Origin of the sequence: Campylobacter concisus (genome assembly GCF_003049705.1) — a bacterium.
Taxonomy (GTDB): Bacteria; Campylobacterota; Campylobacteria; order Campylobacterales; family Campylobacteraceae; genus Campylobacter_A; species Campylobacter_A concisus_AR.
Genome location: NZ_PIRF01000008.1, coordinates 33411 through 46804, shown reverse-complemented (window position 1 = coordinate 46804; position 13394 = coordinate 33411). Strand labels below are relative to the sequence as shown.

General features: G+C 37.8%; 7 protein-coding genes and 1 tRNA gene. All 8 read right to left on the bottom strand.

Annotation, left to right across the window (positions count from 1 at the left end):
• Window positions 1–95: 95 nt before the first annotated feature.
• The 8 genes from CVT05_RS08535 to rpoB all read right to left on the bottom strand — a co-directional run bounded on the left by CVT05_RS08535 (window position 96) and on the right by rpoB (window position 13360).
• The gene (locus tag CVT05_RS08535; protein WP_021090898.1) at window positions 96–473 is read right to left on the bottom strand and encodes a rhodanese-like domain-containing protein; all 378 of its coding nucleotides are present in this window, start codon (window positions 471–473) and stop codon (window positions 96–98) included.
• A gap of 404 nt (window positions 474–877) precedes the next feature.
• Window positions 878–954: transfer RNA gene (locus tag CVT05_RS08530), tRNA-Arg, on the bottom strand.
• Between the two features lie 78 nt (window positions 955–1032).
• Window positions 1033–3111 carry an elongation factor G gene (fusA, locus tag CVT05_RS08525; protein ID WP_107698475.1) on the bottom strand — a complete coding sequence of 693 codons (2079 nt, stop codon included), beginning with the start codon at window positions 3109–3111 and terminating at the stop codon, window positions 1033–1035.
• Between the two features lie 12 nt (window positions 3112–3123).
• The gene (gene rpsG, locus CVT05_RS08520; RefSeq protein WP_021090980.1) at window positions 3124–3594 is read right to left on the bottom strand and encodes a 30S ribosomal protein S7; all 471 of its coding nucleotides are present in this window, start codon (window positions 3592–3594) and stop codon (window positions 3124–3126) included.
• A gap of 78 nt (window positions 3595–3672) precedes the next feature.
• On the bottom strand, window positions 3673–4071 hold the full coding sequence (gene rpsL / locus CVT05_RS08515; protein WP_021090705.1) for a 30S ribosomal protein S12: 399 nt from the start codon (window positions 4069–4071) through the stop codon (window positions 3673–3675).
• 131 nt (window positions 4072–4202) lie between these two features.
• Window positions 4203–4592, bottom strand: coding sequence for a DoxX family protein (locus CVT05_RS08510; protein ID WP_087585693.1), 390 nt, complete (start codon window positions 4590–4592; stop codon window positions 4203–4205).
• Window positions 4593–4713: 121 nt separating this feature from the next.
• Window positions 4714–9228, bottom strand: coding sequence for a DNA-directed RNA polymerase subunit beta' (gene rpoC, locus CVT05_RS08505; protein ID WP_021091033.1), 4515 nt, complete (start codon window positions 9226–9228; stop codon window positions 4714–4716).
• Window positions 9215–13360: a DNA-directed RNA polymerase subunit beta gene (rpoB, locus tag CVT05_RS08500; protein WP_107698474.1), complete on the bottom strand. Its 4146-nt coding sequence runs from the start codon at window positions 13358–13360 to the stop codon at window positions 9215–9217. The genes rpoC and rpoB overlap by 14 nt, the downstream gene beginning before the upstream one ends.
• Window positions 13361–13394: the final 34 nt, after the last annotated feature.

Below are 13394 nucleotides of genomic sequence, written 5' to 3'. Positions count from 1 at the left end.
AGTGGTTAATCAAATAATAAATTTTATTATTTGATATAAAATTTGACTACAAAATAAATTTATTTTATAGTCAAATGTAGGATTACAAAATTTGTTTATTTTTTATAAGGCGTAGTTTTATAGCCTTGCTCGATCAAGCTACTCATACCTCCATCTAAATTTATTATCTTAAGATCTGAGCTATCTATCGCTGCGGCTGCTGCCGTACTTCTTCTGCCGCTTCTGCAAACAAGAGCAATAGGTTTTTTGATATCAACTGCCTTTGAAAGCTCCTCCAAAAATGCACTCTTATCGTTTGGATTAAAAGTTATAGTCTTTGCACCTGCGATAACGCCAGTCTCTTGCCACTCAGATGGAGTTCTTATATCGATAATCTGATCATATTTTTTGATCTCATCTGGGCTTATGTTAACGGTTTTAACATCAGCTGACAACATGCAACAAACGGCTCCTAAAAGTAAAATTTTTTTCATCTATTCTCCTTAAATAAATTTTTGAAATGTTAGCACGGATTATTAAATATATAAAAATTTTTGTTGATAAAATTTATTAGTTTAGATAAAAATTAATAATATAACGTATTGATAAAAAAGCTAAACCCACTACGAATGCATATATAGATAAACCGACTAGATTGATGGAAATATAGTCATTTACCATTATGTTTTTATAAAATTTCTCTTTGATATTAGTGATCTTATTTGCATATCACTTGTAATCTTTTTTATAAAGTCCATTCTTTACATTTTTTCTTTTACTATATTATACTGATCAGCATAAGAGCATTTTTATAAATTGCTATATCTTATTATACGTTTTAGTATATTTAAAAAACACTTGTTTGAGCACTTTGTATTTTACAAAGGCGATTGTATGATGGTGTCCCCAACAGGGTTCGAACCTGTGGCCTCAGAATTAGGAATTCTGCGCTCTATCCAGCTGAGCTATGAGGACAAATTTGCAAGTTAGTTTAAATTTTTACTCAAGTAGTTAAATTTTAAAGGGCAGATCGCTCTGCCCTATTTTGGCTAATTAGCCATTTCTCTTTTTAATGATCTCTTCACTTACGTTTTTAGGAACTTCTTCGTAGTGATCAAATTCCATAGAGTAAGTCGCACGACCTTGAGTCATTGAGCGAAGATCTGTTGAGTAGCCAAACATTTGAGCAAGTGGACAATAAGCTGCAATGATTTTTACACCATTTCTATCATCCATTGAATTTACTTGCCCACGGCGTTTATTAAGGTCACCGATAACATCACCCATATACTCTTCTGGAGTCTCAACTTCAACTTTCATCATTGGCTCAAGGATAACCGCGCCTGCTTTTCTAGCGCCCTCTTTAAAGCCCATTGAAGCAGCAAGTTTAAACGCCATTTCAGATGAGTCAACTTCGTGGTAACTACCATCAAAAAGTATAACTTTAACATCTTCAACTGGATATCCAGCAAGAACACCGCTTTGAAGTGCCTCTTTACAACCTTTTTCAACAGCTGGGATGTACTCTTTTGGAACAACACCACCTTTGATGTCGTTAACAAATTCAAATCCACTAGCAGCTGGAAGTGGCTCGATACGTAAGAATACGTGACCATATTGACCACGACCACCTGATTGTTTAGCATACTTATACTCTTGTTCAACTGACTTACGGATAGTCTCGCGGTATGCAACTTGTGGCTGACCAACTTCAGCATCTACTTTAAATTCACGAAGCATACGATCAACAATGATCTCTAGGTGAAGCTCACCCATACCACTAATGATAGTTTGTCCGCTCTCTTCATCAGTGCTAACTCTAAAGCTTGGATCTTCTTGAGCTAGTTTTTGAAGAGCGATCGCCATTTTTTCTTGATCTGCTTTTGTTTTTGGCTCAACCGCAACACTAATAACTGGCTCTGGGAAGTCCATTCTCTCAAGGATAACTTTATCTTTTTCACTTGCAAGAGTATCGCCGGTTAGGGTATTTTTTAGACCAACAACAGCACCGATTTCACCAGCGAAAAGTTCTGTAATCTCTTCACGTTTATTTGAGTGCATTTTTAGTAAGCGGCCGATTCTCTCTTTGCAGTCTTGAACTGTGTTGTAAGCATAACTACCGCTTTCAAGGCTTCCTCTATAAACACGGATAAATGTTAGCTGTCCAACAAATGGGTCAGTCATGATCTTAAACGCAAGAGCAGCAAATTCGCCATTATCTGTACTTTCAACAGTCACTTCAGTGCCATCTTCATAAACACCATTTATCGCTGCGATCTCATCTGGAGCTGGTAAATAATCAACAACAGCATCAAGTAGAGGTTGGATACCTTTGTTCTTAAACGCAGTTCCGCAAAGCATAGGTGTGATAGTCATTCTTAAGCAGCCTGCTTTTATACCTTTTTTGATCTCTTCTTCAGTTAGTTCTTCGCCTGCAAAGAATTTCTCCATCAAGCTATCGTCTGTTTCAGAAACAGCTTCGATTAGTTTTGCGCGGTATTCTTCAGCTTTATCTTTAACTTCAGCTGGAATTTCTTCTTCTACATAGTCAGTTGGCTTTTTCTCGTCATTCCAAACATAAGCTTTCATTCTTACAAGGTCAACCACACCTCTAAAGTTATCCTCGGCACCTATAGGAATTTGAATAGGAATTGGGTTTGCTTTTAGTCTTTCCCTGATTTGCTCTTCAACTCTAAAGAAATTTGCACCAATTCTGTCCATTTTATTAACAAAAACAATTCTTGGTACGTGATATTTATTTGCTTGTCTCCAAACAGTTTCTGATTGTGGTTGAACACCTCCAACAGAACAAAATACTGAAACAGCACCGTCAAGAACACGCATAGAACGCTCAACTTCGATAGTAAAGTCAACGTGTCCCGGAGTGTCGATTAGGTTTATTTGATAACCCTTCCAAAATGCCGTAGTTGCAGCTGAAGTAATAGTAATACCACGCTCTTTTTCTTGTTCCATCCAGTCCATGGTAGCAGCACCATCATGAACCTCACCTATTTTATGGCTCATACCAGTAAAGAATAAAATTCTCTCACTAGTAGTTGTCTTTCCAGCATCAATGTGAGCCGCAATACCGATATTTCTTACCTTATGTAAAGGCGTTTTTCTCTCTGCCATATTAATTCTTTCTTACCAGCGGTAGTGAGCAAATGCTTTATTAGCCTCTGCCATCTTGTAAGTATCTTCCTTCTTCTTGAAAGATGCACCTTTTGAGTTTGCCGCATCTAAGAGCTCATTCGCTAGTTTATCTATCATAGTTCTTTCGCTTCTCTTTCTAGCGTAAGTTATAAGCCAGCGGATAGCAAGGGCTTGTTGGCGAGCTGGGCGAACCTCAACTGGTACTTGATAAGTAGCACCACCAACACGGCGTGATTTAACTTCTAAAATAGGTTTTACATTTTCAATAGCATCGTTAAAAACGTCAATGCCTTTAACCTCAGCATTTTTCTTTTCTATGGCTTTAATAGCACCATACATTATCTCAGTAGCGACGCTTTTTTTGCCATCATACATAAGAGAATTAATAAATTTAGTGATTATTTTATTTCCGTAAATCGGATCAGGTAAGACTTCCCTTACAGGGGCTTTTCTTCTTCTCATTTTGATCTTTCCTTCAAATTTTTATGAAATTTTACTCAAACGTTTGCAAATTTTAGCAACGTCTGCGAACCTAAATTTTTACTTTTTTGTTGCAGCTGCAGCGCCAGCTTTAGGGCGTTTCGCACCATATTTAGAACGAGAAACTGTTCTTTTTGCAACACCAGCAGTATCAAGTGCACCACGAACGATGTGATATTTAACACCTGGTAAGTCTTTAACCCTACCGCCGCGAACTAAAACGATACTGTGTTCTTGTAGGTTATGACCTTCACCACCGATATAGCTGATGACTTCAAAACCGCTTGTTAGCCTGACTTTGGCAACTTTCCTCAAAGCTGAGTTTGGTTTTTTAGGAGTTGTAGTATAAACTCTAGTGCAAACTCCTCTTCTTTGAGGGCACTCTTTTAACGCTGGAGATTTTGACTTAACAGTCACTTTCTTGCGTTCTTTTCTGACCAATTGATTTATGGTTGGCACAATAATTCCTTTCAACTAAATTTATTAAAAAGACCTAATTTTATTTAAAATAAACTTAAATAACGGTTAATAAGTTAGACTTACTCATCTAATTCTTGATTTTATAAAAACTCTGCTGTCTTTATTTTGTATTAGTCTTGTTTGACAGCATATTTGCCACTACCTATCAAAAGAATACAAAGTGAAATAGCAATATAAAGGTAAATAAGCTCTGATTTAAAGCCATTAACCTCATTTAATGCAAATAAATTTGCAAATCCATAGTACGAGTATAAAATAGTAATACTAGTACCTAAAACTAGAATAGCACCTACCCTTGAGTAAAAACCAATAATTAACATAATGGGCGCTAAGACCTCTCCAAGGTAAGAAAAATATGCCAAAAATCCAGGCAAACCAGCATTTACTAATATACCTTTTACCCCACTAAGTCCATGTAAAATTTTACCAAAACCATGCATAAAAAGGCAGATACCAAGTCCTAAACGTATAAATAAAAGTCCAAGATCAACGTTTTTCATAAATTCTCCATGATGTGATTTCAAAGATAAGGATTTTATTAGGCGATAGTTAATAGCTTGTAAATTTTTAATTGATTTAATTTTATAAAGAGGTTAAGCCCCAAAATAGGGGCTTGAAGTATTAGTTTTCTTTGATTTTTACTTTTTTATCCTTATAAAAACCAGTTCCAACCGGAATCATACGTCCTAGGATAACGTTCTCTTTTAGATCTTCAAGATAGTCAAATTTAGCAGCAATCGATGCTTCTGTTAAGACTTTAGTTGTCTCTTGGAACGATGCAGCAGAGATCACACTATCACTTCCGATAGCCGCTCTTGTAACACCAAGAAGGATCGGCTCAGCAATAGCTGGCTCACCACCCATGTTCATGATACGCTCGTTCTCTTCTTTAAATTTATTTCTTGAGACCATATCGCCAACTATGAAATTTGTATTTCCGCTATCGACGATTTTGACTTGGCGAAGCATTTGAGAGACGATGATCTCGATATGTTTATCTGCGATCGCAACACCTTGGCGGCGATAAACTTGTTGAATCTCGCTAATCAAATAATAATGAAGCGCTTTTTCGCCAAGAATTCTTAAAATATCGTGGCTTGAAATTAGCCCATCAGTTAGTTTCTCGCCAGCATGGACAAATTCCCCGTCTCTTACTTGGATCTGACGACTTTTCTCGATCAGATACTCAGCAGTTGTGCCATCTTCAGCTTGGATGATTATGCGCTCTTTTGAGCGAAGTGGCTTGTCAAATCTAACCACACCATCAATCTCTGCAACGATAGCTGTATTTTTAGGGCGTCTTGCTTCAAATAGCTCACTAACTCTTGGAAGACCACCAGTGATATCTTTTGACTTAGCGACAGCTTTTGGGGTCTTGGCCAAAATATCAGCCTGAGCTACTTCATCACCACTTGAGACAAAGATCGCAGTTTTTGGATCAAGCGGATACTTGATTAAATTTCCTTTTTTAGTAGCGATAATAATCGCAGGTTTTACACCGCTTGGTAAGTATTCATTGATAACAAGACGTCTTTGTCCAGTCGCTTCATCAGCTTGCTCAGTCGCACTATATCCTGGCTCGATATCTTCAAAGCTAACCACGCCAGCTTCTTCAGCAATAGTTGGAGTTGAGTATGGGTCCCACTCAGCAATAATCAACTTATCATCTTTTTCAGGTAACGAAACCACTGTCGCTCTCTCAACTGCATCATTATCAGAAACTTGAATGATAGAATTCCTTGGAATATAATGGCGAACCGCCTCACGTCCATCTTTATCAGAAACAACCACAAAGAAACCTTTTTCAGTTACTTTGTGACCTTTTTTGATATCTTTAACCCTATCAAGATAATCACCTTTTAATATGAAAAATTTAACCACACCATTTGCGTCAGCTAAAATTTTACGAGTTACCGGATCTCCGTCTGAAATTTTAAGTTCACTAGCGTATGGGATACGATTTGGGATATTCCAACCCTCTTTTATGATCTCAACGATACTTTCATTCTCTTTTACTTTATCACCACTTACATAAGGTATATACATCTTTCCTTCGATCTTTCCGCTAACACCAGCTAATTCATTTGGTTTAGCAAGATCATTTCTTCTAATTGTATATTTAACCTCTTCTTTTTTACCTTTTATCACGATATTTACATCTTCGTGGGCATATTCGATCTCTATTTTGCCGTCAATCGTTGATTTAATCTTTGGCTCAACAAGTAGTACAGCCGCGCTTCTTCTATTTGCAACGATCTTCTTATCGCCGTTATCATAAGTATTAAGGTTGTAATATCTGATAAAACCTTCTTTTTGGGCGATTACTTGACGATCTTGTTGCTCAGTAGAAGCCGTACCACCGATGTGGAATGTTCTTAGTGTTAGCTGTGTACCTGGCTCACCGATAGATTGGGCTGAAATGATACCAACTGCTTCACCTGGTTTTACAAGTTTACCTTCACCCAAATTTAAGCCGTAGCATTTTGCACAAACGCCTTTTGGTGCTTTGCACGTGATAGGTGTTCTAATGCTTACTGATTTTATACCAGCCTCAGTTATAGCTCTAGCTTTTTCTTCATCAAGTAGCGTGCCTTCGCTAAATAAAATTTCATTTGTTATAGGATCGATCACATCATCTGCTAAAACACGGCCTAATACTCTTTCTTCAAGGCTTTCTATTAGCTCGCCACTCTCTGTAATATCTGTAATTTCAACACCCTCGTGCGTACCGCAGTCATGCATTGTGACTTTAACATTTTGAGCAACGTCGATTAGCTTTCTTGTTAAGTAACCAGCGTTTGCTGTTTTTAGCGCGGTATCCGCAAGACCTTTTCTAGCTCCGTGGGTAGAGTTAAAGTACTCCATTATGTTTAGACCTTCACGGAAGTTTGAAATGATCGGTGTTTCAATGATCGAACCATCAGGTTTTGCCATAAGACCACGCATACCAGCTAGCTGGCGAATTTGTGCTGCACTACCTCTCGCACCTGAGTCTGCCATCATATAAATTGAGTTAAATCCACCTTTATCGTTTTGGATAAGTTTCATCATCTCGCTTGCAACGCTGTTGTTTGTATCTGTCCAGATATCAATGATCTTGTTGTATCTCTCACTATCTGTTAAAAGACCAGCGCCGTATTGCTTTTGAATTTCTCGAACTTTTTTCTTAGCTTCGTCAATATATTTTTGCTTGCTATCAGGCACGATAATGTCTGCGATAGAGATAGAAATTCCCGCTTTTGTCGCATATCTAAAGCCTAAATTTTTAAGCTTATCAAGGAAGTCAGCCGTTACTTCAAGGCCGCCATTTCTATAAACATAATCAACCAAATTTGCAATGTCTTTTTTCTTCATGATCTTATTCCACATATTTTCAGGAACAAAATCAGGAAGTATGGCTCTTAAAATCAAGCGACCAGCCGTCGTAAAGATGATCTTGTTATCAACCATTGTTTTGATTTTAGCGTGAAGACCAAGAGTATTAGCCTCTTCAGCGATCATTACTTCATCAACGCTTGAGAAAATTTTATTTGCACCTTTTTCGTCATTTCTCTCTAGGCTTAAATAATAAATTCCTAAAACCATATCTTGCGAAGGAACTGTGATAGCCTTACCACTTGCAGGAAGCAAGATGTTCATTGAGCTAAGCATTAAAATTTTGCACTCAGCGATAGCCTCTTGTGATAGTGGCACGTGAACAGCCATTTGGTCGCCGTCAAAGTCCGCGTTGAATGCAGCACAAACTAATGGATGAAGCTGGATCGCCTTGCCCTCAACAAGCACTGGGTGAAACGCTTGGATAGAAAGCTTGTGAAGTGTTGGAGCACGGTTTAGCATAACTGGATAGTCTTTAACGACCTCTTCTAGGCACTCCCAAACTTCATTTGTCTTATCTTCTATCATCTTTTTAGCTTGCTTAACAGTTGTTGCATAGCCTTTTTCTTCAAGGCGAGCAAGCAAATGTGGTTTAAATAGTTCTAGAGCCATTTTCTTTGGAAGACCGCACTGATCCATTTTTAGCTTTGGACCAACAACAATAACAGAACGTCCAGAGAAGTCAACACGCTTACCTAGCAAATTCTGGCGGAAACGGCCTTGCTTACCTTTGATGATCTCGCTTAATGATTTTAGCGGGCGCTTATTTGCACCTTTTACTGCATTTGCTCTGCGGCCATTGTCAAATAGCGCATCAACAGCCTCTTGAAGCATTCTCTTTTCGTTTCTGATAATGATCTCAGGTGCATCAAGCTCAAGTAGACGTTTTAGACGGCTATTTCTGTTTATTACGCGGCGATATAGGTCATTTACGTCTGAAACAGCAAATTTACCACCATCAAGGCTGACTAATGGTCTAAGATCAGGTGGAAGAACTGGTAAATTTGTTATCATCATCCACTCTGGGCGATTGCCTGAATTTAAAAAGCTCTCGATAACTTTTAGGCGTTTTACGATAGTCTTTTTCTTGGCCTCAGAATTTGTAGACTCCATCTCTTCTTTTAGTTGATTTAAAATTTCCATCAAATCAAGCTCGGCTAGCATATCATAGATGACCTCGCCACCCATTCTAGCCGTAAAACCAGTCTCTTCATATCTTGAAGCTAGGCTTTGATATTGTTCTTCATTTAAAACGTCGTATTTTTCAACTTTTTTAGAATTTTCATTGTCGTAATAAGCCTCACCAGCATTATCGACAATGTATGCCTCATAGTAAAGTACGCGCTCAAGATCCTTCATCTTAATACCAAGAAGTGCACCAATACGGCTTGGTAAGAAATTTACATACCAGATGTGAGCCACTGGAGTTACAAGCTCAATGTGACCCATGCGAGAGCGGCGAACCTTAGATGTTGTTACTTCAACGCCGCACTTTTCGCACTTGATGCCTTTATAACGCATCTTTTTATATTTGCCACAAAGGCACTCGTAATCACGGATCGGTCCAAAAATTTTCGCACAAAACAAGCCGTCACGCTCAGGTTTTAGTGTACGATAGTTGATAGTTTCTGGTTTTTTAACTTCGCCATAACTCCAAGATTTTATCTTCTCAGGACTTGCTAAACGAAGTTGAAAAGCTTCAAAATCACGAGGTCTATGCTCTTCTTTTATCTCAACTGGTTTTAAATTAGTTAGTTTCATTTGTCTCATCCTCATCATATACTTCTACATCAAGAGCTAGTGATTTTAGCTCGTTTGTTAGAACAAAGAACGTCTCAGGGATACCAGTCTCAGGAACGTTTTCACCTCTTGTTAAAGCTTTGTAAGCAGAAAGTCTTCCCTCAACATCATCTGATTTTACGGTTAACATCTCTCTTAGTGTATGAGCAGCACCGTAAGCCTCAAGTGCCCAAACCTCCATCTCACCAAATCTTTGACCACCAAATAACGCCTTACCGCCGACAGGTTGCTGCGTAACAAGGCTGTATGGTCCAGTGCTTCTTGCGTGAACTTTTTCATCAACCAAGTGGTGAAGTTTTAGCATATACATACAACCAACATTAACGCGTTCTCTTATCTTTGAGCCTGTACGTCCGTCATATAGCTCAGTTTTTCCGTCGCTATCTATCTTTGCCATCTCAAATAGTTTTGCAAATTCGTCAGCTTTAACGCCTTCAAAAATCGGAGTTGCAAATCTTACGCCATTACTCCAATCTTTTGCATACTCAAGAAGCTTCTCATCACTCATCTTACCAAGAGCTTTTTTAGCATCCATTAGCTTAGCAACACCTGCTATCTCTATCATCTTAGCTCTTAGCTCTTTTATCCACTCGCCTTTTTTGGTTTCAAAAATTTCATTGATCTGCTCGCCTAAACGGTAGCCAACAAGACCAAGGTGGCTCTCTAAAATTTGACCGATATTCATACGGCTTGGAACACCAAGTGGGTTTAGCACGATGTCTACGATCTGACCGCTTGGAAGGTAAGGCATATCGACTTCTCTTACTATATTTGAAACAATACCTTTGTTTCCGTGACGTCCAGCCATCTTATCGCCAACTTTTAGTTTGCGCTTTGTAGCTATGTAAACTTTTACAAGTTTTACAACGCCGCTTGGTAAAATGTCGTCTTTTTCTAAAATTTCTATCTTAGCATCGTGCTCTTCTTTGAGCTTTTTCTTCTCATTTTGGAAGTAATTTTTTAGCTCATCGTATTTCTTTTGAATATCTTTTGAAAAGCTTTTAACGATAGCATTTAGAGTAAACCTATTTATATTTTCAAGATCAGCCTTATTGATCTTTGAGCCTTTCTTATACTCTTTTTTATTTACCTCTTGATCACTTGCTAGTGGATTTTTAGAAAGAAGTGCTGTAACTTTTAGCATCTCTTCGCGATCCAACATAAGTAGTCTATCATGATGTTCTTTTTCTAAAAGAGTCTTCTCTTCTTCGTAAGCTTTATTTGTTCTGCTATCTTTTTCATATCCTTTTTTGGTAAAAATTTTAACATCAACAACCACGCCTTCCATCGAAGCTGAAGCGTAGAGCGATTTATTGACCACATGACCAGCTTTTTCACCAAAGATAGCGCGTAGTAGCCTCTCTTCTGGAGTTGGCTTAACTTCGCCTTTTGGCGATACCTTACCAACAAGGATCATGCCAGGCTTGATCTCTGTACCAATTTTAACAATACCGCTCTCATCAAGGTGCATAAGCTCCTCTTCTTTAACATTTGGTATATCTTTTGTTATCTCTTCAACGCCATCTTTTAGCTCACGAGCTTCGATCTCTTTTTCATAAATATGAACGCTCGTAAAGGCATCTTCACGTATCATTTTTTCACTAATAACGATCGCGTCCTCGTAGTTATAGCCATTCCAAGGCATAAATGCGATTAGTGCATTTTTACCGATAGCTAGCTCGCCTTTTTCCATACTTGGACCGTCAGCAATTATTTGACCGGCAACGATTTCATCACCTTTTTTAACTATCGGATGTTGAGAAAAAGTCGTATTTTGGTTTGTTCTTAAATTTTTCTCCAAAGAGTAGTGATCGATATATGGACCAGCTTCGTCTTCGCCTAAAATAAATATATTTTTATTGTCAACCTTTTCAACCACACCACTACGTTTTGCTTTTACGCTTTCCCATGCATCTCTTGCGATAACGCTTTCCATACCTGTTCCAACAATAGGAGCAGTTGAGCGAAGCAGTGGCACTGCCTGACGTTGCATGTTTGAACCCATAAGAGCACGGTTAGCATCATCATGCTCTAGGAATGGAATAAGTGAAGCCGCAACACCAGCTATCATACCAGAACAAAGGTCGATCAAAGCAACATCTTCTCTACGGGCAAGCATCATCTCGCCATCTTTTCTAACCTCAATCAAGTCCTCAACGATGTGTCCATTTTCATCAAGTTTAGTTGATGCTGGAGCTATAACATTACCCTCTTCTTGAGTTGCGGTTAAATAAACTATCTCATCAGTCACTTTGCCATCTATAACTTTTTTGTAAGGAGCTTCAACAAAGCCAAGATCGTTCACTTTTGCATAAGTTGAAAGCGTATTGATAAGACCAATATTTTGACCTTCTGGAGTCTCAACCGGACAAATTCTGCCGTAATGAGTTGGGTGAACGTCACGCACCTCAAAGCCAGCACGCTCTTTTACTAAACCGCCCTCACCAAGCGCAGATAGACGGCGCTTGTGAGTAACTTCGCTAAGTGGGTTTGTCTGATCCATAAACTGGCTTAGCTGACCACCTGTAAAAAATTCCATAATTGTAGCTGTGATCATTTTTGGGTTAATAAGGTCGTATGGCATAATCTCTTCAGTATTATTGCTTAAGCTTGTAAATTTGTCGCGGATTGCCTTTTGCATCTTTACAAAACCAAGGTGAAGTTCGCTAGCGAGTAGCTCACCGATTGACCTTATACGGCGGTTGCCAAGGTGATCTCGGTCATCAATGTGACCTTGTCCGTTTTTAACCTTTATAAGATATTTTGCAGTTTTTATGATATCTTCGCTTGTTAGTAAGGTAACGTATTCTGGTACATCAAGTGAGAGCTTATGATTCATCTTCATACGACCAACTTTTGTTAAATCATATCTCTCAGGGTTAAATAGCATATCATTTACAAAACTCTTTGCAGCCTCTTTGACAACTGGCTCTCCTGGTCTCATAACCTTATAAATTCTAATAGCTGCAAGATCGTTTTCATCATCCACGCCCTCAGTTTGTTTTAAAACCTTAAGCATATCGTTGTCAGCTATGAAAGAATTTATAATCGCATCATCAACACCTGCAGCAGAGTTATTTATAATCTCAATAGTTTCATGTTCAGCTAAAATTTTTGAGAGTTTATTCTCGTCAAGAGCAGATAGTGTATCATATAAAATTTCTCCACTCTCTGTATTTATTACAGGATTTGCCAAATATCTACCAATAAGTGCTTCAACTGGGTATTCAACAAATTTTACGCCATCTTCAATCAACTTATCAGCTTTTTTCTTGGTTAGACGTTTGCCTGCTTGGTGAAGAATTTCTCCATCTTCGTTTTTTATATCATATTCAACTCTTCCCAAATAATCTTCAGGATTAAAAAGAGTTAAGAATTTGTTATTTTTAATAATTAAATTTTGTATTGGATAAAACAACTTAATAATGTCTTGTTTTTTATATCCAAGCGCCCTAAATAATATAGTTACTGGCACTTTTCTACGTTTATTTATCCTAACATATAAAATATCTTTTGTGTCATATTCGAAATGTAGCCAAGAGCCACGATCAGGTATTATTTGAGCTGTATAAATTAATTTATTTGCAACAGTCGCGCTCTCTTCTTGTTTAAAAATAACACCTGGGCTTCTATGGAGTTGATTTACAACAACACGCTCAACACCATTTATAATAAATGAAATTCTATCAGTCATTAGTGGAATTTCGCGTATAAAAATTTCTTGTTCTTTTATATCTTTAACACCGACTTTATCACCTGTCTTATCATCTTTCTCATGAACGATAAGACGTATTTTCATCTTTAAATTTACAGAGTATGTAAGACCTCTTTCTATACACTCTCTGATTGTATATTTTGGTTTTCCAATTTCTGAGCCAACATATTCTAAAGTCAAACGATTTTGTGGATCATGTATTGGAAAGATTGATTTAAAAACTTTTTCTATACCGCTTTCTGCTTGATTGTTATTTAGATTTAAAAAATTATCAAAGCTCTTTTTTTGTAGTTGTAGTAGGTTCGGAACGTCTATCTCCTTAACGACATTAGAGAAGTCAACCCTAAGACGATTTCCTGAGTATAAGCTATTTAACATTGCATCTACCTCGTGGTGATTTTGAAAGAAAAGT